We start from the raw sequence: 25,580 nt of genomic DNA on the forward strand, positions 1-25,580 counted from the left end.
CTTGTTACTCTTTATCTTCTTTGGTGTAGCGGCAGGTACCGCTTATCCACGTCTGCTCGATAGCGCGGTCATCACCTAAAATACTAAGCGCGAAAAATACATCATCGAACTGTGCATCTTCTTTTATACGCAATCGTGTTAAATCATCGAACCTTGGTTCTACAACAATAAAATCAGCAGTAGAACCTGGGTTTAAGTTACCAATTTCATGATCAAGCGCATGGGCCACTGCTGCGCCTTGGGTCATAAGATAAAACCCTTCCAGCGGGCTAATGGGCTCGTTGCGCAACTGACTGACCTTGTATGCATCGCCATAGGTCTTAAACATGTTGAATGTGGTACCTGCGCCCACATCGGTAGCCATGGCAACATGTACTTTATTAGCACGCGCTGCGGTCATATCAAAAAGCCCGCTGCCTAAAAACAAGTTAGATGTAGGGCAAAACGCAACCGTAGCGCCGCTGTCGCCAAGGCGCGCCCATTCGTTAGGCGTAAGGTGAATACCGTGGCCAAACACTGCACGCTCGCGCACCAAATTGTAGCTGTCGTAAACATCCAGATAGCCGTCAGCGTTAGGGAATAAGCTTTTTACCCATGCAATCTCGTCTAAATTTTCAGACAAGTGGGTTTGGATGAATACGTCGGGATACTGCTGGGCAAGTTCGCCTAGTGCGGCAAGCTGGGCTTCTGTGCTAGTAGGGGCAAAACGAGGCGTTAACGCATAGCGGTTACGCCCCTTGTTGTGCCAAGTTTCAATTAACTCTGCACTATCAGCTTGTGCTGTGTCGGGGCAATCGTTCAGCGCACTTGGACAGTTTCTGTCCATACACACTTTACCTGCCACTATCGCCATATCAATTTCACTGGCGGCGCTAAATAGTGCTTGGCTACTGCTTTTATGAACGGTAGTAAATACAAAACCTGTGGTGGTACCGTTCTTTAGTAGCTGGTTTAAAAATACTTTTGCGATGGTGTCGGCGTGTTCGCTATCGGCAAACTGCATTTCAGTGGGAAACGTGTAGTTTTCAAGCCAGCTCAATAGCTGCTCACCGTAGTGGGCAATACTTTGGGTTTGCGGGTAATGCAGGTGGCTGTCTATTAAGCCCGGTAAAATCCACTTACCCGAAAAATCTGTGACAGTGGCCGCAGGGTAACGTTCAGCAATGTCGCTAAACGGGCCAATGTCTTTTATTTCTTTGTTATCTACTAGCAAGCCACCATCTTTAAAAATGGCAATGTCATTATCAAATTGTGTGGTTTGTTTAGGAAAGTGCGCAATGCTTGCACGAAAAAGCTGCATGTTTATTAGCTGCCCCTGTAGCTGCTGAAACCGAATGGAGAAATAAGAAGTGGTACGTGATAGTGACCACCATTCTCAACAAGTTCAAACGTAATATCAATGTGTGGATAGAAACTGCTGCCATGAGTTTGTGTTAAGTACTCCTTGCAGTGAAAGCGCAAGTTATAAGCCCCTGCAGCAAAACCATCATCAACGCCCCAATTTTTAAAGCGGCCGTCACTGTCGGTTTCACCAGAGAGGGTGCTGCCGTCAGGTAATGTAAGAGTAAGTGCAATGCCTTGCGCTGGCTTACCCAATGTGGTGTCGAGTACGTGGCTTGAAAGCGTATTCATACTATAGTCCTAAAAATTTTTTTAAATTCGTATTACCGTTGCCTATGGCATAAGCGCCGAGGCTGTCGATTAAGGCTTCGCACTAATTAAGCGCTTTATTAATACGTAACAGGGTTATCTTTATTTGCTGTGCACCAGCATTAGATATTTCTTGCTGCGTGGTATTCGGCAGTCTTTCTTGCAGTGCTGTTAGCATGGTTTGCGCAGAAAGCCCGGTAGCGCAAATAATAAAAATAAACCCATGCTTGTCTAAATAGGCGTGATTAGCTTCTTTTAGTTGATGCAAGACGGCCTCAGACGCACTAGCAGTACCTGATTGTTCTCCGGCAGCAATAGCTTTAGTGTTGGCAAACTTTTTACGCAATGAGTCTACGTCACCAATCATTGGGTGCGCGGTAAAGGCTTCTAGGTAGTCATCATCGCTACATTTTGCCCAAGCATCTTTTGCTTGATTAACCAGGGCGTCTTGATCGCTGTAAGGGCGGGCTTCTACCATTTGGTAGATCCATGCTTTTGCCGCGCAGCATTGCTCAAACCAAGAAAATGCTTCGTCAGCGCTTAGTGTATTTAATTCAGTAAGTGTCACTGCTGGTATCCTTTTCTATTTACACGACTTTAGCAGGGGGCTTTGTGTGTTCACCCGTATATGCGTCAGCATTTGTTTCAGTGCTCTTATCTGAAGCCACTGCTGCGTGGTTTGCATGAAGACGTTCAATGATTTGCGCTGATATAGAAACAGCAACTTCAATAGGGCGCTTTCCAGGAATATCTCGATTGCCAATAGGCGTGAACAGCCTTGCTAGCGCATTGTCGTCAAACCCGCGCTGGGTAAGTTTAGTAATAAAACGCTTTGCTTTAGTGTCTGAACCTATTAATCCAACAAAAGGCAGGGAAGGCTGCTTTAATGCTTGCTCGGTAATACGGTAGTCCAATTGGTGGTCGTGAGTGAGTATTATCAACCAGCTGTTCTCATCGAGGTGTCTTACCTCACTCTCAGGCGCTTCTTCCACCACCTTTTGTACATTGGCAGGTAGCGATGATGGGAACAAATCTTCTCGATTGTCTATCCACGAAATTCGCACTGGCATTTGAGCCAAAATTGGCACCAGCGCTTTTGCTACATGGCCTGCGCCAAAGATGGCAATGTGCTGCTGATGAACATTACACACATCAAACAATACCTTTACTGCACCGCCGCAGCATTGCCCTAAAGAACTGCTTAATGGGTAGCTGTGTAGCTCAGTACATACTTCGCCTTTAGCGAGATATGCTCGGGCGCGGGCAATAGCATCAAATTCAAGGTGTCCGCCTCCAATAGTATCGATACTATGTGAAGCGGTGACCACCATTTTACTGCCCGGCTCGCGGGGAGTGGAGCCCGCTGTACCTACAACGGTAACTAAAACATAGCCCTCATTACGCTCCTGGCACTCGGCTATTGCCTCGTGCCAATGCGTCGCACGAAATGATGGGGCTGCGCGTAATGATTGCCCTGCTACGCGAGTCATACAGCAGCACCTCGGTTATCGGCTTGCTGAGCTGCTTGTTGGATTGCAGCGACAGCGTTTAACACGCGTTCAGGCGTGGCTGGCGTATCTAGCTGCGGGTCGGCAGTGTAGCCAGATAGGCTAGATATTGCGTCTTTTAAAGCACACCATACTGAAATTGCTAGCATAAACGGTGGCTCACCTACAGCTTTTGAGTGGTAAATGCTGTCTTCAGCGTTTTCTCTACCAAAAAGCTTCACGTTAAATTCCTTGGGCGTGTCGCCAATGGCAGGAATTTTATAGGTCGCCATGTTTTCACTTATCAGCTTGCCTGCTTCATTCCATTTTAGGTCTTCTGTGGTAAGCCAGCCCATACCTTGTATAAAGGCGCCTTCAATTTGGCCAATATCAATTGCAGGGTTAAGGCTATTGCCCACATCATGAATAACGTTAACTTTATCTACCGTGTATTCGCCAGTCAGCGTATCTACCGAGACTTCGCTCATTGAAACGCCGTAAGCAAAGTAGAAAAACGGGCGGCCTTCACCTGTATCACGGTTGTACTGTAATTTAGGCGTTTTATAAAAACCGCTTGAAGACAGCGACACACGATCAAAATAGGCTTGTTGAACCAGCTCTGTAAAAGCAATGCTGTTTTCGTCGAGTACAACATGTTGATTGATAAACTTCACATCACCAGCGCGGCCCTCTAGACCTAAACTTTTAGCGTAGCATTCAGCCAAACGGGTTTTTAAAGTAATACACGCGTTTTGTACGGCTTTTCCGTTCAAGTCAGTACCACTTGATGCCGCTGTCGGCGAAGTGTTTGGCACTTTATCCGTACGCGTAGCGGTGACTTCAATCATATCCAACTCTAGCCCAAACTCATTGGCTGCGATCTGGCCTATTTTAGTGTGTAGGCCCTGGCCCATTTCTGTGCCACCGTGGTTTACCTGAATACTGCCATCGGTATAAATGTGTACTAAAGCGCCAGCTTGATTTAAGTGCTTTGCGGTAAATGAAATACCAAATTTAACCGGCGTTAGCGCCAGCCCCTTCTTGATAACCGGGCTTTCGCGGTTAAACGCTGCAATAGCGTCCCGGCGCTGCCAATACTGCGCACTTTCTTCTAACTCGGCAATCATATCAGGTAAAAGGTTGTGCTCTACCTTCATGCCATATGGAGTAAAACTACCGGTTGTCGGGCCGTATAAATTACGCTTCCTCACCGATAGCGGGTCGCTGCCGATAGCCCGTGCAATTTTGTCAATCATGGCTTCGGCCATAATCATGCCTTGCGGGCCGCCAAATCCACGGTAAGCGGTGTGCGATACCATATTTGTTTGCAGTCTGTGACCAACAATATCGCTATCGCCTAGGAAGTAGCCGTTATCGGCGTGGAACATGGCCCTATCTACAATAGCATCTGACAAGTCAGGAGAGTGCCCACAAATGCCATTAATGGTCATGCGAGTCGCTTCAATTTTACCTGTTTCGTCAAATGCCACATCAAATTCATTTTCAAACGGGTGGCGTTTACCCGTAACGTGCATATCGGTGAAGCGCGGCAAACGAAGCTTAACGGCGCACTGATTGCGTGAAGCGAGCAGGGCAGCGATACAGGCCCATTGTGCGGCTTGGGTTTCTTTACCACCAAAACCGCCGCCCATACGCCTCATGTCTACCATTACGCGGTGCAATTTAACATCTAGCACTTCTGCAACTAGCTTTTGCACTTCACTTGGATGCTGACTAGAGGTGTAGATTTTCATGCGATCTTCTTCATCGGGGATCGCAAGGCTCACTTGGCCTTCTAGGTACATGTGCTCCTGACCGCCAATGCTTAGCGAACCATGTGCCTGGTACTTAGCTTTTTCAATAGTGCTGTCGACGCGGGCAACATGTTGGCCAAATCTATGTAATGGACGAACGAATGTTTGCTGCTGGTGGGCGGCTTCAGCATCAAGTACAGGTGTAACTGCGTCTACTTCTATTTTGCCCTTTAGCGCAGCTTGTCGGGCAAGATTTACTGAAGTGGCAAGTACCGCAAACACCGGTTGACCGTAGAACTTGATTTCGCCGTTCGCAAGTAGTGGGTCGCCTTCAAACACAGGGCCAATATCTTTATGGCCAGGTACGTCATCAATGGTGATGACATCAACAACGCCTTCGCTTTGGCGCACGGCGTCAAGATCTACAGAGCTGATAGTACCTTTGGCGCACTGGCTTACACCGACTGCCCCATAAAGCGTACCTTGAGGTTCAACAACGTCATCAACGTAGTTGGCGCTACCTTGTACCTGACGTGTCGCACTTTCGTGCTTTTTAGAAACGTGAACAACACCTTGTTCGCCGTTTGTTTCTAAAGGATTTGGGGCATCAATTAATTTACGCATGCTGCACCACCCGAGTTTCAATATGGTTAACTGTTTGGTTTTCTAACCAGAAGCGGTGCCACAAGTTAGCTAACACGGTTTTGCGATATTGTGCTGTTGCGCGTACGTCATCAATAGGCGCAAACGCATCAAATAAGATTTGCTTGCCTAGGGTTAAGCATTCTTTGCTCGCGAACTGTTTACCTTTCAGAGCATTTTCCAATGCTTCGCAGGTTGACGGCACAGCAGCCACACCGCCAAAGCCACTAGTAATTGCCTCGACCTTGCCATTTTCTAAGGTAACGTTAAACACTGCACATACCGCCGATATGTCATCTTCAAAACGTTTTGATATTTTATATGCGGCCAGTGCTTGATTAGGCTGTTTAAGCGGTATTTCTATTGCGCTTATCCATTCATCATTAGCGAGTGTCGTTTCGCGATAACCCGTAAAGAAAGTGCTAATTGGGATAGTGCGAACATGCTCTCCATTATCCAAATGCAGCATGGCGTTAAGCGCAAGTAGTAAAGGAGGCATATCACCAATAGGTGATGCGTTGGCGACATTCCCACCAATTGTGGCCTGGTTGCGAATAGGCAAAGACGCAAAGCGCGTTACCAGTTCAGCGACTTGTGGAAATGCGTTTAGTAAAAGCGGTGCTGCATCATTGAGCGGTACAGCTGCACCAATAATAAGAGAATGCTCGTTTTTGGTGCATTGTTTTAGTGCATCGATATGCGTAACGCTGATTAGCGTTTCTACGTTCTTTAACTGTTGGGTGAACTGCAAACTTAGATCAGTGCTGCCTGCTACTAACTGTGCGTTAGGGTTCGCCTTAATAAGCGCTTTTAATTCTTCTCGCGAGGTTGGCGTATGTATATTGCCGGTACCAGAAGGCTTCTCACCTGACAAAGAAAGCAATGTCGCAAGAGTCTGATCTTGGCGCTTGGAAAACTTATCATCAGGTGCTTGCTCGCATACCGCAAGCGTGGCATCGATTATAGGGCGGTATCCAGTACAGCGGCACAGGTTGCCAGATAAAGCATTTAACACATGGTCGCGATTAGGCTTTGAATTGCTATGGTATAAAGCGAACATCGACATGATAAACCCTGGTGTACAAAAACCGCATTGTGAACCATGGTGGTCGACTAGCGCCTGCTGCACGGGATGTAAGTGTTTACCATCGCTTAAATGTTCTACGAATAATAGCTGCTTACCGTGAACTGCGCTCATCAGCGTGATACAACTATTCACGGTTCGGTAGCTAAGTTTTGTAGCGCTATCAGATGATGCGGGTTCTACGAGTACAACCGTGCAAGCGCCACAGTCGCCTGCCGCACAGCCTTCTTTAGTGCCTGTTTTCTTACGATGTTCCCGGATAAACTGTAGAAGGGTGAGGTCGGCTCGCGCTTCATTTAACTCAACAACATCGTTATTTATTAGAAAGCGAATCATACTCACACCTTCTTGTTATATTCATTCTTGTATTCATTAATATAGCTGTATTTTTTGAAGAAAAGTAGACCATTTGGTCAATTTATTGCTTATAAAAAATGGCCGCGTTATAAAAGGCCATGATTTTGTGCAGATTTATTGGAAAGTTATGTAACGCCTTTCCAAGTTTTCTTTAACAAGCAATGCATCATTTTGTAAAAAGAATAAGGCAAGATTCGTGCTAGGTTTTAAGTTAAATGCACAATAAATACTTTCTGAATGGCTCATTTCATTAGTGAGGGGCGCAGATGGTGGGTAACTCTGAACTTTAAGAGCATAGCAACATCTTGGCAATAAATGCTAACCTATCGAAAAGGCATGCAGCATTTATCCTGCCTGTCCGCTTGCAAAGTAGATTGCAAAGGAATTTAGATAATAATGATGAAGGTAAAAAGTGCTGACGCAGGTGTTGGCGCTATGAATAGAAGAAAAATACTCCAAGCCGCAGAAAAGTGTTTTGCGCAGTTTGGTTTTAAAGGTACGGCGGTACAGAAGATTGCTGATGAAGCAGGGCTTCCAAAAACCAACGTTTTGTATTATTTCAAAACGAAACAAGAACTTTACGTAGCAGTATTAGAAGAGACGCTTTCATTATGGAATTCGCGTTTTGATAAAGCAACGGTAGAAGATGACCCCGCCGAAGTGCTTGCCAATTACATAGCAGAAAAAATGGAAGTGTCACGCACTCATCCGATGGCTTCAAAGATTTTTGCCATGGAAATTATTAACGGGGCGCAGAATTTAAGCGGATACTTCGATGAAGAGCACGCACTATGGATGAAAGGTCGTCTCGCGGTTATCGAAGCGTGGATAAATGCGGGTAAGCTGCCCCCCGTTGAAGGCGAATACTTGCTTTATACCATTTGGGCCAGCACCCAACACTATGCAGATTTTTCAGCGCAAATAACCCGACTACGGGGAAAGAAAATGACAAAAGCAGATTTTGAAGACGCCACAAAACAAGTGGTTAAGCTTGTGCTAGGCGGCTGCGGTCTTGCGGTACCCGAAAGTTTCGAGGTGTAGTATGACAGAATCTGTTTATCCTCGTGATCTTATTGGCTACGGTGAACATGTCCCCCATGCGAACTGGCCGAATAATGCTAAAATTGCCATTCAGTTCGTCTTGAACTACGAAGAGGGTGGCGAGAACTGTGTACTTCATGGTGATGAAGCATCCGAAATATTTTTATCAGAGATTATCGGCGCGCAGGCTTACAAAGATCGCCACCTGAGTATGGAGTCAATTTACGAATATGGTAGTCGCGCAGGCTTTTGGCGTTTACATCGCTTACTCAATAAGTACGACATCCCCGTGACTGTATTTGGCGTTACCATGGCCATGCAGCGGCATCCTGACGCTGTTAAAGCCATGATGGATTCAGGCTGGGAAATAGCCAGCCACGCCATGCGCTGGGTGCACTATCAAGATATGAGTGAAGATGATGAGCGCAAACAAATCGACGAGGCGATTATTCTTCACGAGCAGTTAACGGGTAAGAAGCCCGTAGGATGGTACACGGGAAGAACGAGTCCCAATACGCTTAAACTAATAGCAGAGCGTGACGATATTTTATATTGTGCCGATTCTTACGCTGACGATTTGCCATATTACGACTGCCATTACAGCAAGCCGCTACTTATGGTGCCTTACACGTTAGACACGAACGATATGCGCTTTGCAACGCCGCAAGGTTTTAACAGTGGTGAACAGTTCTTTACCTATCTAAAAGACGCGTTTGACGTACTGTACGAGGAAGGGGAAGAGGCGCCTAAAATGCTTTCAATTGGTCTACACAATCGTATTATAGGTCGACCTGCAAGGCTTGCTGCGCTTAAGCGTTTTATCGAGTACGTGAAATCACATGACAAAGTGTGGTTAGCCACGCGAGAACAGATTGCGCGTCACTGGGTAGCCACTCATCCTAAAGACGGTAGTGACAAGGCACGTTCATAGCGTTTACAGTACGCCCATTGTAATAGACATAAAGTAAGGTGGAAGATAAGGGGGCCAATAGGTTGCTTTCACTTCTATTTGGATAAAGGATAACACCATGAAATCAAAATTAGCCATCATTGCTTTAGGTGCACTAGCACTGACCGCATGTTCAAAACTAACTAAAGAAAACTATGACAAGTTAGAGATGGGCATGTCTCAGGACGAAGTTGAATCTATTTTAGGTTCAGCCGACAACTGTGGTAAAACAATGGGCACTATGGCGTGTACATGGGGCGCTGAAGACAGTAAACATGTGAAAATCGTGTTTATGGGTGATAAAGCAGTTACCTTCACATACGACGGTTTAAAGTAAACCAATAGCTTGTTCACATTGCTCAATAAAAAAGAAAGGTGGCATTTAAGCCACCTTTTTTGTATCTAACGCAAGTCGTTGCGCACAATATCACTCGCACGCACCGCTAGATTATTTTAAATCTAGTAAGTATCTAAGTAAGAAAACGATAGCTAATGCATAAGTAAGTGGGGTCACTTCCTTAAATTTACCGGTACCCACCTTAATACCCACATAGGTAATGAAGCCAAGGGCAATGCCTTCACTAATGCTGAAGGTAAGCGGCATAGCGATAAGTGCGACAGACGCAGTAGCCAAAGCCCCTAAGTCATCGAAATCTACATGTCGAATCGAATCCATCATTAAAATGCCTACCATTAGCAGTGCTGGGGTAGTGGCCATTAGCGGAATGACTTTCATTAACGGTGTGAGGAAAAGCGACAATAAAAAGCATACAGACACTACCACAGCGGTGAGGCCGGTTCTCCCTCCAGACGATACGCCAGTGGCGGACTCAACATAGCTTGTCACTGGCGATGTGCCTACCATTGCTCCAGCAATACTTGCAGATGCGTCGGCAGTCATAGCTGACCCTATTTTAGGTAGCTTGCCTTCAGGGGTTAGTAAATTAGCCTTGCGAGATACGCCTATTAATGTGCCTATAGTGTCGAACATGTTCACGAACATAAGCGCGAAAATAAGGTCCCATGTCTCGGCGATATGGTCGATAGGGTACCAGAAGTCCATTGCCATAAACGTGTTCGACATAGATTCAGGCATGCCTACAACAGCAGATGGTGTGGCAGTTAACGTTCCGCTTTCGGTAGGGATAAAAGCACCGATTAAAGTAAGGGTAACGATAGAAATTAATATAGCGCCGGTAACGCGCTTAACCATAAGAACTATAGTAAAAATAATACCAACAAGAGCAAGCATAACTGCCGGCTCAGAAAGGTCACCAAGCTGAACAAAGGTCGCAGGGTTATCAACAATAAGACCTGCATTCTTAAGGCCTATAAAGGCAATAAATAAGCCTATACCGCACTGAACACCAATCTTGAGGGAGGGCGGGATAGATTCAGCTATTTTGGTTCGCACGCCGGTGAGAGAGAGTATTAAGAAGAGAATACCGTTCCAGAACACAATGCCAAGGGCAGCTTCCCATGGGATTTCGCGGCCAAGACAGATAGTGAAAGCAAAAAAAGCGTTTAAACCCATACCCGGTGCCAGTGCAATAGGGTAGTTGGTCATCAAGGCCATCATTAATGTGCCAATGCAGGCCGCGACTGCTGTCACTGTAATTAGACCTTCCACCGGCATACCGCTAAGACCCAAAATACCTGGGTTTACCACAAGGATATAAGACATAGCCGCAAACGTAGTAAGACCTGCAATGATCTCAGTTCTTACAGTTGTACCGTGCTCCTGCAGCTTAAATAGCCGTTCAATAACGTTGTTGGACATCTAGAGTTCTCTGTTTGTGTTTTATGTAGTGTTTTGTGCGTTTGAAAGCAATAAACTGACCAATTAGTCAACTTGTTGGTGTGTTTTGTGCTAACTTACATTTCAGTACAATGATTAAATAACAATCATTGCGTGACTCAAGGTCACTAGCTAGGCAGCACAAAGCCAGCCAAACGGTTAGTAAACAACATAGATGATGTTAAGAAAACCGCAAACAAAAACCTAAATGAGCAATAGAACTCGTTTACAGATAGCATTAAAGATAAACTATTACGCACCAATTAAATGCCATTGCATCATTATGGTGCAAATAAGTGAGGGGCCATGTCGCTGTCATCAATAATTAAAAACATACCAAAGGCCGAACTGCATCTGCATATAGAAGGTAGCTTAACGCCTGAACTAATGTGGCGCCTAGCTGAAAAGCACAGTGTATCACTTCCTTACGCAAGCGTGGAAGAGATTGAAGCCGCTTATAATTTCAAAGATTTACAAAGCTTTCTTGACCTCTATTACGCAGGGGCAGGAGTATTAAGAGATGAAGATGATTTCTTTACGCTGATGTGGGAATACTTATCTCGGTGCGCTGAAGAAAATATCGTTCATACAGAAATCATGTTTGACCCTCAAACCCATACTGAGCGGGGTATAGGTTTTGATGTGTTTATGCCTGGCTTTTTACGTGCTATACAAAAAGCAGAAAGCGAATTTGGCATCAGTAGCTACCTAATCATGTCTTTCCTAAGACATTTGCCGGAAAGCGAAGCTTTCGAAACACTAGATGCAGCGAAACCTTACTATCAGCATATCACGGCGGTGGGCCTCGATAGTTCTGAACTAGGGCACCCCCCGTCTAAATTCGAGCGGGTTTTCAAAAAAGCGAAGTCTCTAGGCTTTAAGATTGTTGCTCATGCAGGGGAAGAAGGGCCGGCATCTTATATTTGGGAAGCGATTGAATTACTTGACGTAGACCGCATTGATCATGGCGTACGCTGCCAGGAAGATCAGGCGCTAATGGCGCTTTTAAAAGAAAAGCAAATACCGCTTACCGTATGCCCACTAAGTAATTTAAAGCTATGCGTGATTGATGATATGAAAGAGCACAATATCGTGCAGCTGCTAGATGCAGGCTTATTAGTGACGGTTAATTCTGACGACCCCACCTATTTTGGCGGCTTTTTGAATGAAAACTTTGAAGCGCTTCATACGTCGCTAAACATAGATGAGGATACGATCCGCGTGCTGGCCGCAAACAGTTTTAAGGCAAGTTTCTTACCCGAAGAAAAGAAAAACGCACTTATTAAACAAGTAACTGGGGCTATGTAAGCGACCTGCAAAAGCAAGACTTAAGAACTAGCGCGAGCTTATCAATGGAAGTCTCAATTAGCTCGCTTCGCCTTAAGATTGCATAACAATAAGCGTTTGCTCAATTAAGCTTTTTAGTTCTTCTATGTCTGAAGCTATCTCTGTTAAATCACCTTGCTTGGCTTTATTTTCAATAGATGACGCTTTTTCTCGAATAGCATCAGCCCCTACATCCCCTGATACTCCCTTCATCGCATGACTTGTGAACTTTACTGCATCGACATCTAACTCAGTTGAGGCCTTTTGCAGGGCTTCTTGTTTCTGTGTTATTTGAGCTAAAAACATTTCCACAATGCGGTTTAGTAACCCTTCGTTACCCCCGAGCCTGCTTAACGCAGCATCTTTATTCCATAATTGTTCTTTTGGAAGCGCCTTATGCGTATGTAACGTATCCATTCTTATCACCAAGCAGTTAGTACAGGGTTTAATAGTATGTTAATTGTGCGACACCTAAAGTATTGCAGTCAATGAGTTACTCTTTTAAATACGCATTTCCCAACTAAAGTAGACTAAAGGTTAATGTTTTTTTGAGTATGTCGGACGATACTAAATAAGGAGTTTATAATGTAGTGTGGTAATTCTCATGGATAATGAGACACAAAAAGTAGTCATCATTGACGATGAACCAACAACACTCTTGCTACTGGAAAGTGCGGTAGAGTCTTTAGCAGAAGTGATTACGGTCTCACAAAGTGTAGCAGCATTTTCTGTAATACAGTCGCAGCAGCCTGATTTGGTCGTGTTGGATATAAGCATGCCTGAGCTGTCAGGCTTTGATGTATGTAAGCAGCTCAAAGCATGTTCAAGTACAGCTTCAATTCCTGTTATCTTCGTTACTTCTCATAGCGATACTGAAAACGAACACAGCGCCTTGTCGCTCGGTGCGATAGACTTTATCTCAAAGCCTATCGATATAGAAATGTGTCGAATGAGGGTGAGGAACCAACTCACGCTTCAATCTCAAAAAGACTTATTGAAGAAAGTTAACCAAGAACTCGAGGCGGAAAAAAAACAACTAGCCATAACATTAAAATCCATAGCTGATGGTGTAATTTCAATTAACGCTGCGGGTGATATCACATTCATAAACCCCGTGGCACAAAGGCTTACCGGATATAGTGTGCAGGATGCTTTAGGCAAGCCTATTGATGAAGTAATGAATCTGCGCGATGCATCAAGCCATGAACCACTGTTAAACCCCGCTCTTTACGCGCTAGAGGTGAAACGCCCAGTGGCTATGTCGTATAACGCAACCCTTATCAGTAAGCACAAGCAAATTTTTAGGGTTGAAGATACGGCATCTCCAATTGTGGACGATGAAGGTAATATTAACGGTGCTGTTATGGTTTTTCAGGATGTTTCTGAAGCCGAAGAAATGGCGGTGAAGATGACGCACTTAACCAACCATGATCAGCTTACAGGTTTGCCTAACCGTGTGTTACTTCACGACCGCATCGTCCAAGCTATAGCGCGAAGTTTTACTAGTAAGCAAAGCATCGCGCTACTGCTAATAGACATCGATAATTTTAAATACCTCAACGATAGCCTAGGGCATCAGGTCGGTGATTTTGTCATATCGACGGTAGCAAAGCGTCTTGCAGACACGCTAGGGCACAGCGCGACCCTGGCGCGTGTAGGCGGTGACGAGTTTGCTTGTCTTTTATCAGATATAGGCTCTGGATTTAGTGCAGATAGTATTGCCATGGCTTGTTTGCAGGCAGGTAGAGTACCTATAGAGATCGATGGAAAGTCTCATAGGTTGAGCCTAAGCATAGGAATAAGCCTGTACCCACAGGATGCAGTGAACGCAGAGGAAATGATGCGCCATGCTGATTCCGCAATGTATCGGTCGAAATCAAAAGGCAAAGACACGTTCAGCTTTTTCTCAAAAGACTTACAACATGCTATGCATCATAGGGTCGAAATGGAGATTAAGCTTAGACAGGCAATTGAAAACAACAGTTTAGCGATTTATCTTCAGCCAAAATACGACTTTAATAGCGATGAAGTATTCAGCGCTGAAAGTTTAGTTAGAATGTTCGATGAAAACGGCAATGTAATAGGACCTGACGAATTCATTCCCCTCGCCGAAGAAACCGGACTTATACATCAGCTCGGTAAACAGGTGCTTCGGAAAAGTTGTGAGTTCATTGCTCGTTGTAATGATCGAGGCAAGCACTTTAAAGTAGCGGTGAACGTGGCTGCCAAACAGCTAGCAAACCCCGGGTTTGCGGATGAAGTTGCAGAAATCATTCACGCAACGGGCATTGAAGCCAGTTCAATAGAGCTTGAAGTGACAGAGTCGGCGCTAATGCACGATTTTGAGCAAACACGTGATATCCTCAACAAGTTAACGTCGTTGGGTGTTACTTTAGCCCTTGATGATTTTGGAACGGGTTATTCAAGTTTATCTTATCTGCGTCAGTTCCCTCTGAACGTGCTAAAAATAGACCGGTCCTTTGTTATTGATATGGATAAGGAGCAGCAAGCTCACGATATTGTCACCGCTATCGTACATTTAGCTTTAAGCTTGGAGCTAACCATTGTAGCAGAGGGCATAGAAACCCAATCACACTTTAATGAGTTAAAAGCGCTAGGCTGTCATCAGGGGCAAGGCTATTTTATGTGTCGTCCCATAGCCATTAACGATTTTTTTGCGCAATTTATTGGTAATGAAGAAGTCGCCTGATTGAAGGCGGCTATCTTATTTATTTCCATTCATCGCTTGTTAGGTGTTTTTCCTAATACCTATAGCGTATCTAAAGTTAACCTTTTCAATATACATCTTCCTTTTAAATGTTAGACTGTGTCGCAACGCTTTAACTATTAAAAAAGCCATATATTACAATGCTAGAGCGCTTGTATCGCTTGCGGCTCGCATTAGAAAAAACAATGGACAAAAAAGAAATTAAACCCTACTCACAGTGCAATGTACTTATTGTCGACGACGAGCCAATGAGTCGATTGCTATTACAGTCAATACTTGAAGCAGAGTTTCAATGCACGACGGTCGAATCTGGAACCGATGCCATTTCCTATTGCGCCAAAACGCTACCCGATTTGGTTTTACTTGACATGAACATGCCTGATATAGGTGGTCTTGAGGTGTGTGCAACACTAAAAGCGACTCCTGAAACCAAAGATATTCCAGTTGTATTTGTCACGTCTACCATGGATATTGAGAGTGAAAACGCGTGCTGGGAAGTAGGGGCATCTGATTTTGTGATGAAACCAGTAAACGCGTCAACGCTAACTCACCGAGTAAAAACACACCTTCAAAACAAGCTGCGTACCGAGTTTCTTGAAATGATGACGTTTCACGACCAGCTTACTGGCCTTTACAATAGAATGTACCTGACTAAGGAAATCCCTTTATTGATAAAGCAGGTAGCCAGAGACAAAGGGTCGGTAGGGGCAATAATGCTCGACATTGATTACTTCAAACTCTTTAACGATACCTATGGACACCTTGAAGGTGACTTGTGTCTCCAAAAAGTGGCACAAATAGTCTCTGATACAGTGAAACGACCCAAAGATGCTGTGATACGTTTTGGCGGTGAAGAGTTTTTAGTTGTTCTTCCTTACAACGACCATAATGGCACCAAGCTTGTGGCAAACCAATTAGTAGATGCGGTAGCCGAAGCGAAAATTCCTCACGGCAAAGGCATTGAAAACCGGGTCTCTATCAGCGCAGGTTTTGCGGTTTGGAAAGCCGCGGAAGTTGCACAGGACAACCTTGCGGCCCTAATTGAAGACGCTGACGTGTCCTTGTTTGAAGCTAAAGAATTAGGTCGAAATCAAGCAAAAGGTTAAACATAGGTAAGGCTGTAAACTATCCTATTGTTTAATGTCGCAAGTGTTGCTTGCACGCTATCATCAAATGTAATGGCGTACTATTCCCAAATTTTGTGATAGCAGCGGATAGTACCACTCTGGTACACGTTTGAGGCTTAGGTAAAGAGCAATGGTTTATTTCGACGAGCAATCGAGTTTGAATGTGAAGCTGGAAGAGCAGCTAAAAGCATCGCTTACTCAGTTATTACAGCGTGGTTGTGACTCACTTGGGATATTCCAAGCACTGCTTTTGCACCTCGAAGAGGATACCGTCAACATCCTAGTCAAAGCCTCATCGGCTTATCCTCCCAGTTTTAAATCTATTCCCTCGTTCGCAAGCTGCACCCAGGTAGATAATTGTTTTCCCGTAAGTAGTGCGAAGAGTTCTCTAGCATTTAAGCAGTGGTTTACCACCTATTTCAGCGCGGAAAAATACATTAGAGGCCAGGTTCACAAGCTTGATGGAGGATACGTCTGTTTAGTGTTCATCAATGCATGCCCAGACCAGCCAAGTAACCTGGATAAAGTGGCGTTGCTCGACGAGTGGCTGTCCGTTACTTTGGACAAGTTTCATATAGAAAAAGCTGAATCAACCCAAAACACGCTGTACGAAAAACTACAAAACGTAGCGAATGTTGGTACGTGGGAAGTCGACCTTATTACCAACGAGTTAACCTGGTCATCTCAAACTCGCTGTATTCATGAGGTGGACGATAATTACATGCCTACGCTAGATACGGCAATCAGCTTCTATAAAGAAGGGTTTGATAGAAATGAAATAAGCCGTATCGTTTCTCACACTATCGAGACCGGTGAGCCATGGAGCGCAACCCTCGAACTTATCACTGCAAAAGGTAATTCGGTGTGGATAGAAACCCACGGTATGGCAGAGATGAAGCATGGGAAGTGCATTCGCTTGTTTGGAACGTGTCAAAATGTGAATAAATCGGTTCAGCTCAGGTTAGAGTTGGATGCGCGACGCAAAGAGGCAGAAGCCGCCTCGAGAGAGCGCGGTATGTTGCTATCTAGAATCAGCCACGAGCTAAAAACGCCCTTGAACGGCATCACCGGCATGCTTCAGGCTATAAAGTTTGAAACGAAAGACAACGTAAGAATTAGAAAAGCTGACATTGCGCTACACAGCGCCGATCGTTTGTTATCGCTTATAAACGATGTGCTTGATTATACATCAATTATCAACGGGGAATTCAGCTTAAAGCACAGTGATTTTTGCGTTCGCTCCTTGTGCGAAGACATTGTAGATGTGTTTAAAACTAAATGCGCTGAAAAAGGCGTGCGGCTTTACGCTGTGCTGTCTTTTGACGAAAAGACCTATGTACATGGCGATGCCGCAAGAATAAGTCAGGTAATAACTAACTTGTTGTCGAATGCCGTAAAGTTCACTGCTAAAGGCTATATTTCAGTGCAGGTTACGCTAAAACATCAAGGCGAGGTGCCCATTCTACTTGCTTCAGTAGAAGACACCGGCGTAGGCATGAGCGACGATATCCTGTCACGGGTATTCACACCGTTTCAGAATGATACCGGCTGTGCGTCAGAAGAGCTAAACGGCAACGGGTTAGGCCTATCTATAGTAAACCAACTCGTTGACAAGATGGGCGGTGAGCTTGAAGTGCGCTCAAATGTGGGTAAGGGAACCTGTTTTGACGTGGCTATACCCATTGAAATGGCGTCATTAAATGAAAAAGTCACTGGCGATGTAGAATTGTCCTCTGAGCTTTTAAGTGTACCTTTAAACGTATTAGTAGTTGACGATAACGACATAAACCGCCTGGTTTTAGGGTCTATGCTAGAGAAGTTTAATTATCTACCGGATGAAGCAGAAAACGGAGAAGTTGCAGTACAAATGGCAAGAGCCAAAAAGTACGATATCATCTTTATGGACTGTGCTATGCCTGTATTAGATGGTGTAAGTGCAACGAAAATAATACTGCAAGAAAACCTGATGCCGAAGCATGGCCGAATTATTGCGGTTACCGCCAACACGACAGCCGAAGATAAAGCTAGCTGCAGCGAAGCAGGCATGCAGGACTTTCTGGCCAAGCCCGTAGTGCAAAATGATGTAACGTTACAGCTTAAGATAGCGCTAGATGCAAAATCAGTAGCAGCTTAGAGGCTTTTGGTTATATAAGCTGTATTTTTACGGCGAATAGTCTTCTCCATCGGTAAAAACATAAGATACTCCTAAAAAAAAGAGCCCAGGTTTCAAAAAAACTGAGCTCTTTAGTGAATGTGATGCAGTGAATTAAAGTCGCACTTCTATCTTGGATAGACGTACGACAACACCACAACTAAGCATACTTAGAATGAATAAGTAAATTTAGCATTCCAGTGACGCGGTAGTTCAGGTAGAACGATTTGGCTACCGAACAGATCAGGGAAGTTAGAACGGAAGTAATCTTCATCAGTTAAGTTCTTAACTGTTAGATTAACGCTCCAATCTTCCGCCTGATAAGAAAGGCCAGCATTAACCAAAGTGTAAGAAGGTAGTGTAACTGCGCCTGAGAAGCCAGAAGCCACTTCGTCAGCATTTACAACACTTACACTAGCCGCATAGCCATTTAGGAAATCGTAAGTAGCGGTTAAACCATACGTATTTTCTGGTATGCCCGCTTTGATTGCCCCTTCATTACTATATGCAGTGTTACCAACAGGTGTTCCGCCAAAGAAAATAGATGGGTCGTCAATGTTTGCAAAATCCTCAGCACCGAAGAAACCAAATTGGAAACCAGCGCCATCAAGCACGGTTAAGTTAGTGACTTCAATGTTGGTGTAAACAGCAGTAAGTACCAATTGCTCGTTTACTACCCAGCGAAGTTCAAATTCAGTACCTTCATTTAATGTTGTGTTATTTGTAACGGTAGACTGTGCATTAATATCGGTACGCTCTTGCTCGTAGATTGATAAAGCTACATATAGGCTATCGTCCAAAAATGAGCCTTTAACACCGTATTCGAAAAGCTCAGAGGTATCAAAGTATCCACCAGGGATGTTTTCCACATCGATGTTCGCGCCTTGACCCGCAACAATAGTCGCTTGTTCAGCAACGGTAATGTAGGGGATTAAACCGAAATCTGTTTTGTATGAAACACTCGCATTCCACGAAATACCATCTTCTTTATCTTCAGCGGTCACATCTTCATCGCCACCAAACAGCGTAATACCTCCTGGTGTTGTACTTTCAACATCTACCGAGTCGTAGCGCAGCCCTAATACAATATTTAATCCATTTTCCCAAGTAAGGTCGGTCATTGCGGCTATACCTAAGTTAAGGTAATTACCTACATCATAGTTCGAGTAGCCGAAGCCTGCGCGGGTGGCAAGTAAACGTCTATCTAAAGCCGTTGAAGGGCCGGTTAGGTCGCGACGATCGAAGTACTCATTTATGAAGTCGTCACCACTTTCAAAGTCTGTGTATCGAATTGATGGAGAGAACTGGAACTGAGCAAGTAGGCTATCGTTTTCATATTCGGTAGCAAATACGACCTTGTCTTCTATCACATAAGCATCGTGAAACTGCGAGAAACCATAGGCATTTTCGTTAAGATTTTCATAACTTTCGTAGAAGAACTGATTCTTTACTTCCCAGTCATCTGCAAAATAAATCATATCGAAATAAAACGTTGTGACTTCATTTTCTAGCACGTCGTCTGCAGCAATTAGGGTTTGATCACGACCTAGCTGAGCAGTACCCACATCGACCAAAGCCATGGAATCGCCGAAGCTCGAACCGTCTTCTGTCAAAGGGTCAATACCGTCGACAAAAAGATTGCCAGCGAAGTATTCGAAGTGACTAATGCTACCATCGCCATCAGCGTCTAGCGGTTTTGCGTTACCAGTGATGTAGGTGCCATTATCAATTAAATCCTGTGTAACGCGGTTCCAGCCAGCGTTTTGGTTACCATCGTACTTGTGATACATACCGCCAAATTCGATACTCAAATTATCAGTCAAGTCCATATCAAATGCGGCTTGAACTACGGTTTGGTCAGTTTCACTATTGCGATAGTAAGAGTCAGAGTTTTCTTGCTCAGCATAGATATAATAGCCAAGATCTTTACCGGCTAGCTTGCCCGGTCCACCGACTTCGGCGGTAAGGATATTCTTATCCCAAGAGCCTGTGGTATAAGAAAATTGACCGGTAGGGTTATCTAGATATTGGCCTCTACCTACTTTTGCTGATTTAGGGTTGAAGTTTAGGTATCCGCCTATTTTAGCTGGGCCATAAATAGGAGAGGCGGGTCCACGAACAATATCTACACTACTAGAGGCGCCAATTGGCGTTGGGTAGTTGCCAGGGTTATCTAAACGGCGAACCCCTCTAAAGTAAACTTCACCCGGGGTACCACGTACGTCAAGTGAGCCTGCAACACCAAAGAAAGACTGGGTGAACGTACCTGGCGCAAATGCTACTAATTCATCAATATCAGAAACGTTAAAACGCTCCATTTGCTCTTGAGAAATAGTGGATGCTGAGCGCGGTGTTTCAAGAATAGATTTACCAAAGCCAAATACCGACTCGACGTCTTGCCCGGGCAAGCTGCCTAGCGACCCAGTCACCTGAATCTTTTCGACATCTTTTTCTTGTACCTCTGTCTCTTCTTGTGCAAATGCTTGAGATGACAATGCTACCGCCGTTGTCATCGCTAAGGCTTTTGCTAGAGGAGATAATGCGAATGTAGTGTTTTTCATGGTTTCCTCATTATTTTTAGTTGCCCTTTTTTAGGGCTTTATCAACGCACTATTTCTATTGCGCCTTGCTGTATGCAAGAGGTTTAGCAGGATGAGTGCCAACTTCCTAACCAGTTGGTCAACTTTTAACCTGCTCTTAAGTTGCTGAATTATATGGATTTAAAAATATAATGTTGTTCTTATATTGTTATTATTGTGTTAACGAATAAGGTTTTTCTTATTTTTGCACCTTCGCAGTGATTTCTACCGTGGTTTTGCACTATAAAGAGCAGGGCGCAGCACTTGGCGCTGCTTTATACCTAATATCGCTTTATGGGGGGAAGTTGCTGAGTTGCTGCGATTCTCTTTAGTACGCTTTTTTACCTCAGGGGAAGCGGTTTTGACCGAGTCGTCCAAAGCTTCACTCGCATTACTTTCTGTAAGTTGATTGACGGTGGTTGCCAAAGCTTCTGACTTATCACTAGCGCCTTTTTTCCCGGGTAACGTTAAATCTAAAATAACCGCCGTAAGTCCTGCTGACGTAACAGGGGAAAGAAGAATATTTTCAAGCCAGTTAGGTAGTTCGGCCAAGGCTTCGGGTACCATCATTACCCCAATTGCCATACCAAGGGCACAAGCCGTAACCAAACTGCTGCGTCTATCCAACGCATAGCTGGCAAGAAGTTTAAGGCCGCCTACTGCAACCATGGCAAACATCACTAATGTTGCGCCGCCTAAAACAGACTTAGGGATAGCCTGCAACACACCACCAACAATTGGAAAGCAGCCAATAAGAACAAACAGCGCAGCAACAAAGAAGCCCACTTTGCGACTTGCGATACCAGTTAGCTGAATAACTCCATTATTTTGACCAAAGGTAGTGTTCGGAAACGTGTTAAACATACCTGCCAGTAGCGAATTTACGCCGTCGCCTAAAATACCGCCCTTTACTCGGGCTAAGTAAACCGGGCCGCTCACCGGTTGCTTGCAGAAAAGGCTATTGGCCGTTAGATCGCCCGCGGTTTCTATAGCACTGAATAAGTAAATTAGCGCAATAGGTAAAAACAGATTGATATCAAATGAGATGCCAAATGCAAACGGCGTAGGAATAGCGACAATAGATAAAGAGGCAAGGCCGCTAAAATCAAGACCTTTTGTAAATCCAACATAAGTTGCACCAATGGCCATGCCAATAAAAATAGCGCTTAAGCGTAGCCAATGATTGTGAGATGCGTTTAAAAATACAATAACAAGCAACACGCCAAGACCTACCGCTAGGTTGTCAGTACTCGCAAAGTCCGCAGCATGAAAACCGCCTGCAAGGTCGGTCATGCCCACGTTGATTAAGCTAAGCCCTATGGCCGTGATCACAATGCCAGTAGTTAAAGGGGTAATGATGCGTTTAAGTTTATCTACAAATAGACTGAACACTACCTCAACAAGCGCACCTGCCATGGTGAGGCCAAACAGCAGTGCTAAAATATCTTCGGGCGTACCGCCATTTGCTTTAACTTGGTTTCCCGCCAGAATTAGCGAGCTAATAAACGCAAAGCTGGTACCTTGAATGGCTACCAACCCGCTACCTACCGGCCCAATACGCTTTGTTTGTATTGCAGTACCTAGGCCACTAACAAACAGTGCCATGCTGATAAGGTAAGGTGTATATTCGGTAAGACCTAAAGTTGATGTGACAATGAGTGTTGGTGTAATAACGCCAACAAAGCTGGCTAATAAGTGCTGGAACGCCGCGGTAAGAGAAGGAAGAAATGCCGGGCTATCGTGAAGGTCGTAAAGTAATTCGCTGTGATTTGAAGACATGAGCAATATTTCTTAATAACAGTTGCTCAATGACTGCAAGATATTGACCAATTGGTCTGCTCACAATTGCCGCTGTATCACACTGTTTTTAATAGTTAATTTTTGATTCTTATATCTTGATGGATAAGAGGGATGAATGGATAAGCCCCAATTTGGTGCTTAAACAAAAAAATGCGCTAAATTAGCGCATTTTTTCAAGAAAGATTTGAAGGTTTAATTTAAAGAGTAACACCTTCATCTAGCGTGACAAAAATTGAGTGACGTACTTCATTGTACATCGCGCGAGAGCAGTGACCTTCACCCTCGGTATCTTCTAACAGCAGTACATCGCCCGCACCAAATACATGGCGCTCTCCGTTTGATACTGTAAATTCGGCACGACCTTTTATAATGAAAAGAAGTTGTCGTGCAGGGGCAGGGTGCCATTTGAAGTCATAGTCGGCAGGTGTCTCGCGAAAGATAATTTTATCTGCACCAAATTTCTCTGAAAGCATACCGATAGGACCGCCGTCTTTTAGCGCTATTTCGACCTCGCCAAAGTGGCTTTTGCCCGCTTCATCGTTGTAAATCCTTGTTATTTTCATTATCGACCCTTGTTTAAGACTGTACTGATTTGAACATTACGCGTGCTTGAGTTTGCTTATGGTTTTATAAAGCACCGACAAACTGGCAGCCACATCCTCATGGGTAATAGACTCAGCTGGGTGATGGCTTATGCCACCCTTACAGCGTGTGAATAGCATGGCTACAGGGCAAATATCTGCAATAGCCATAGCGTCATGACCCGCTCCTGAAGCAAGAATTCGTGGTGCTATACCGCTTTCTTGAACACCGCGAACAAGTGCTTGCTTTAACTGACTATCGCAATGTACCGCAGGCGCACTATGGGTTTGCTCGCGGGTGAAAGTTAACTGCCTAGCTTGCGCAATGTCATCAAATTTTTGCAATATTTCTGCCAATACTGAATCGCGTAAATCATCATCCTCGCTTCTAATATCAAGGGAGAATCGCGTGCGCCCAGATATTACGTTTACGCCGTTCGGCGCATTCTCAATTTTACCTACGGTGGCCACAACCCCCGGGCGTTGTAAGCTTATGCTTTCTACCGCTAGTAACATTTCTGCACTTGCGCATAGGGCGTCACGACGCATAGACATAGGCACAGTACCGGCGTGTCCAGCCATTCCTTCTACGGTAAAGTTAAAACGCTTGGCACCTGCAATAGCACTTACGACACCTACAGGCAGGTTTTCTTGCTCTAAAACAGGCCCTTGTTCAATGTGAAGCTCTAAATAGCCCAGAATGTCAGTGGGGGAAATAGCCGCGCTGTTAACCGCATCGAAACTAAGCCCAAAGTTAGCCATGGCTTGTTCTAGGCTTACACCGTTTTCATCTTTTAAGTGACGCCACTGCTCTTGCCATTTGCCGGTTAGTGCACGGCTACCTAATAGCGTGGTGCCAAAACGCGTGCCTTCTTCATCACAAAAGCCCACAATGTCGATGTGGAACGGGAACTTAGTTTGTGTGCCGTCAAACATAGCAACCATTGAGATAGCGGCAACTACGCCCAGCATTCCGTCGTACTTTCCGCCGTTAGGCACGGTGTCGAGATGACTACCTAGAATTAATCGCGGCGCATTGGGCACACTGGAGGTATAGCGCCCCCAAATGTTGCCAACGGCATCTTGCCATGTAGTCATGCCCGCCTCAATCATCCAGCCAGAGGCCAGTTGGTTGGCAAGCTTGTGCTGCTCGGTTAAATAGCGTCTGTCTAGGCAAGTGGGGTCTTGGCTTAAGGTGCCTAACGTTTCGCACCTTGCCATAACCTGGGTCGCTAGTTCAGTAAATTCTACGAATTCACCCATTCGCAACTCCCGTTGCTTTAGCCTCAGCATAAACGCTAAGCGCAGCGTCTACCCCTTTACCCGAAGGTAGCGCAAACCCTTGCATGCGAAGTACGGTTTCAAGCGACTGGAGTGTATGCATTACGGCATCTTCTCTGGCGTTGTACCCCATTGTACCAATGCGCCAAATCTTACCTTTTAAAGGCCCAAAGCTGGTGCCGATTTCAATATTGAATCGCAGCAATAAGGTTTCGCGTACTTCTTCACCGTGAACACCATCGGGAATATGAACACCAACCACGTTGTACATTTTGTGCTTAAGATTGCCGAATGGTTTAAGCCCCATAGCCTGTATACCGGCAAGCATGGCGTCACCAGCCACTTTATGACGCGCAATAACGTTTTGCTGACCTTCCTCTAAATGCACACGCGCACATTCCCGAGCGCAATAAAGCATAGTGGCCGCTTCGGTATGGTGGTTTAAGCGCTCTTCGCCCCAATAATCCATGATCATAGGTAAATCGAAGTAGTTAGAGCGAATCTTAGGGCCGCGCGCCGCCTCGTGATGGGCATCGCGAATACCGGCTTCCACGTGATGACGGGTACGTACGCTTTTAACAAACTTGTCGCTAAGGGTAATAGGCGCACTGCCTGACGGACCACCCAAACACTTTTGAAGGCCAACCGATACCGCGTCTAATTTCCATGCATCAACATCCAGTGGGTTTCCACCTACTGACGCGGTTGCATCGCAGTAAAACAAGACGTCATTCGCCTCACAAATGGCGCCAATATGCTCAAGCGGTTGAAGCATTGTGGTAGAGGTATCGCCTTGTACAATGGCAAGAAGCTTGGGTTTTACTTCTTTTACTGCTGCTTCTATTTGCTCAGGCGTAAATACTTCACCCCAAGGCACTTCAATGGTGTGTACTTCAGCGTCGGCACGCTCTGCAATTTCAGCAAGTAAGTGGCCGAAGCGCCCGAAGATAGGCACAAGGACTTTGTCGCCTGGCTCTATTGCCGAGACCAAAACCGCTTCGATACCCGCGCGCGATGTACCGTCGACCAAAAAGGTTTGCTGGTTTTGGGTATTAAACACATCGCGATAAAGCTGCATTGTCTCATTCATATAGCCTGTCATTACCGGGTCGTACTGGCCTACTAATTGAGTAGACATCGCGCTTAACACACGTGGGTAGCAGTTAATAGGGCCAGGGCCCATTAACAAACGAGGTGGAGGATTAAGTGGCGCGAAAGTTCCTGTAGACGCTTCTTTAGACATG

At 45.0% G+C, this 25,580-nt stretch carries 20 protein-coding genes; 7 read left to right on the plus strand and 13 right to left on the minus strand.

Translation table 11 applies throughout. From position 1 onward, the window contains the following. Nucleotides 1–4 precede the first annotated feature (4 nt). The 6 genes from guaD to xdhA form a co-directional block, all read right to left on the minus strand. A complete protein-coding gene (gene guaD, locus PCAR9_RS07265; protein WP_179983020.1) occupies nucleotides 5–1,300 on the minus strand; it encodes a guanine deaminase in 1,296 nt (431 codons plus the stop codon). A gap of 5 nt (nucleotides 1,301–1,305) precedes the next feature. Then, on the minus strand, nucleotides 1,306–1,632 hold the full coding sequence (gene uraH / locus PCAR9_RS07270; RefSeq protein WP_179983021.1) for a hydroxyisourate hydrolase: 327 nt from the start codon (nucleotides 1,630–1,632) through the stop codon (nucleotides 1,306–1,308). 82 nt (nucleotides 1,633–1,714) lie between these two features. Then, entirely contained in the window at nucleotides 1,715–2,218 is a 504-nt protein-coding gene (uraD, locus tag PCAR9_RS07275) for a 2-oxo-4-hydroxy-4-carboxy-5-ureidoimidazoline decarboxylase (RefSeq protein ID WP_179983022.1), read from the minus strand. A gap of 19 nt (nucleotides 2,219–2,237) precedes the next feature. After that, on the minus strand, nucleotides 2,238–3,140 hold the full coding sequence (xdhC, locus tag PCAR9_RS07280; protein ID WP_232091143.1) for a xanthine dehydrogenase accessory protein XdhC: 903 nt from the start codon (nucleotides 3,138–3,140) through the stop codon (nucleotides 2,238–2,240). Continuing rightward, the gene (gene xdhB, locus PCAR9_RS07285; protein WP_179983023.1) at nucleotides 3,137–5,515 is read right to left on the minus strand and encodes a xanthine dehydrogenase molybdopterin binding subunit; all 2,379 of its coding nucleotides are present in this window, start codon (nucleotides 5,513–5,515) and stop codon (nucleotides 3,137–3,139) included. Before xdhB ends, xdhC begins: the two co-directional genes overlap by 4 nt. Then, entirely contained in the window at nucleotides 5,508–6,953 is a 1,446-nt protein-coding gene (gene xdhA / locus PCAR9_RS07290) for a xanthine dehydrogenase small subunit (protein WP_179983024.1), read from the minus strand. The genes xdhB and xdhA overlap by 8 nt, the downstream gene beginning before the upstream one ends. Nucleotides 6,954–7,370: 417 nt before the next feature. Here xdhA and PCAR9_RS07295 point away from each other — a divergent pair, with 417 nt between their 5' ends. The 3 genes from PCAR9_RS07295 (at nucleotide 7,371) to PCAR9_RS07305 (ending at nucleotide 9,301) form a co-directional block, all read left to right on the plus strand. After that, nucleotides 7,371–8,015: a TetR/AcrR family transcriptional regulator gene (locus PCAR9_RS07295; RefSeq protein WP_179983025.1), complete on the plus strand. Its 645-nt coding sequence runs from the start codon at nucleotides 7,371–7,373 to the stop codon at nucleotides 8,013–8,015. A gap of 1 nt (nucleotide 8,016) precedes the next feature. Further along, nucleotides 8,017–8,946: an allantoinase PuuE gene (gene puuE, locus PCAR9_RS07300; RefSeq protein WP_179983026.1), complete on the plus strand. Its 930-nt coding sequence runs from the start codon at nucleotides 8,017–8,019 to the stop codon at nucleotides 8,944–8,946. Between the two features lie 97 nt (nucleotides 8,947–9,043). Beyond that, a complete protein-coding gene (locus PCAR9_RS07305; protein ID WP_179983027.1) occupies nucleotides 9,044–9,301 on the plus strand; it encodes a DUF3862 domain-containing protein in 258 nt (85 codons plus the stop codon). Nucleotides 9,302–9,412: 111 nt separating this feature from the next. Here the strand turns inward: PCAR9_RS07305 and PCAR9_RS07310 are convergent, their stop codons facing one another. Next, complete coding sequence (locus tag PCAR9_RS07310) at nucleotides 9,413–10,744, minus strand: NCS2 family permease (RefSeq protein ID WP_179983028.1); 1,332 nt, start codon at nucleotides 10,742–10,744, stop codon at nucleotides 9,413–9,415. Between the two features lie 324 nt (nucleotides 10,745–11,068). Between PCAR9_RS07310 and PCAR9_RS07315 the strand changes: the two genes are divergently transcribed. Continuing rightward, the gene (locus PCAR9_RS07315; protein WP_179983029.1) at nucleotides 11,069–12,070 is read left to right on the plus strand and encodes an adenosine deaminase; all 1,002 of its coding nucleotides are present in this window, start codon (nucleotides 11,069–11,071) and stop codon (nucleotides 12,068–12,070) included. 72 nt (nucleotides 12,071–12,142) lie between these two features. Here PCAR9_RS07315 and PCAR9_RS07320 read toward each other — a convergent pair whose 3' ends face one another. Further along, nucleotides 12,143–12,505: an Hpt domain-containing protein gene (locus PCAR9_RS07320; protein ID WP_179983030.1), complete on the minus strand. Its 363-nt coding sequence runs from the start codon at nucleotides 12,503–12,505 to the stop codon at nucleotides 12,143–12,145. A 187-nt stretch (nucleotides 12,506–12,692) separates the two neighbouring features. Between PCAR9_RS07320 and PCAR9_RS07325 the strand changes: the two genes are divergently transcribed. The 3 genes from PCAR9_RS07325 (at nucleotide 12,693) to PCAR9_RS07335 (ending at nucleotide 18,077) form a co-directional block, all read left to right on the plus strand. Continuing rightward, nucleotides 12,693–14,798 (plus strand): two-component system response regulator, encoded by a 2,106-nt coding sequence (locus PCAR9_RS07325; protein ID WP_179983031.1) that lies wholly within the window; start codon nucleotides 12,693–12,695, stop codon nucleotides 14,796–14,798. Nucleotides 14,799–15,001: 203 nt separating this feature from the next. Then, the gene (locus PCAR9_RS07330; protein ID WP_179983032.1) at nucleotides 15,002–15,922 is read left to right on the plus strand and encodes a diguanylate cyclase; all 921 of its coding nucleotides are present in this window, start codon (nucleotides 15,002–15,004) and stop codon (nucleotides 15,920–15,922) included. A gap of 151 nt (nucleotides 15,923–16,073) precedes the next feature. Continuing rightward, entirely contained in the window at nucleotides 16,074–18,077 is a 2,004-nt protein-coding gene (locus PCAR9_RS07335; protein ID WP_179983033.1) for a hybrid sensor histidine kinase/response regulator, read from the plus strand. A 188-nt stretch (nucleotides 18,078–18,265) separates the two neighbouring features. Here the strand turns inward: PCAR9_RS07335 and PCAR9_RS07340 are convergent, their stop codons facing one another. From PCAR9_RS07340 to pucG, 5 genes are all read right to left on the minus strand, one after another. Beyond that, on the minus strand, nucleotides 18,266–20,656 hold the full coding sequence (locus tag PCAR9_RS07340; RefSeq protein ID WP_179983034.1) for a TonB-dependent siderophore receptor: 2,391 nt from the start codon (nucleotides 20,654–20,656) through the stop codon (nucleotides 18,266–18,268). Between the two features lie 243 nt (nucleotides 20,657–20,899). Beyond that, entirely contained in the window at nucleotides 20,900–22,453 is a 1,554-nt protein-coding gene (locus PCAR9_RS07345) for a uracil-xanthine permease family protein (RefSeq protein ID WP_232091144.1), read from the minus strand. Nucleotides 22,454–22,671: 218 nt separating this feature from the next. Further along, the gene (locus PCAR9_RS07350) at nucleotides 22,672–23,037 is read right to left on the minus strand and encodes an AraC family ligand binding domain-containing protein (protein WP_179983035.1); all 366 of its coding nucleotides are present in this window, start codon (nucleotides 23,035–23,037) and stop codon (nucleotides 22,672–22,674) included. A gap of 36 nt (nucleotides 23,038–23,073) precedes the next feature. Further along, nucleotides 23,074–24,318 carry an allantoate amidohydrolase gene (locus PCAR9_RS07355; RefSeq protein WP_179983036.1) on the minus strand — a complete coding sequence of 415 codons (1,245 nt, stop codon included), beginning with the start codon at nucleotides 24,316–24,318 and terminating at the stop codon, nucleotides 23,074–23,076. Then, nucleotides 24,311–25,579, minus strand: a complete 1,269-nt coding sequence (gene pucG, locus PCAR9_RS07360; RefSeq protein WP_179983037.1) for a pyridoxal-phosphate-dependent aminotransferase family protein — start codon at nucleotides 25,577–25,579, stop codon at nucleotides 24,311–24,313. Before pucG ends, PCAR9_RS07355 begins: the two co-directional genes overlap by 8 nt. Nucleotide 25,580 lies beyond the last annotated feature (1 nt).

This window comes from Alteromonas macleodii, assembly GCF_903772925.1.
GTDB classification, from domain to species: domain Bacteria; phylum Pseudomonadota; class Gammaproteobacteria; order Enterobacterales; family Alteromonadaceae; genus Alteromonas; species Alteromonas macleodii_A.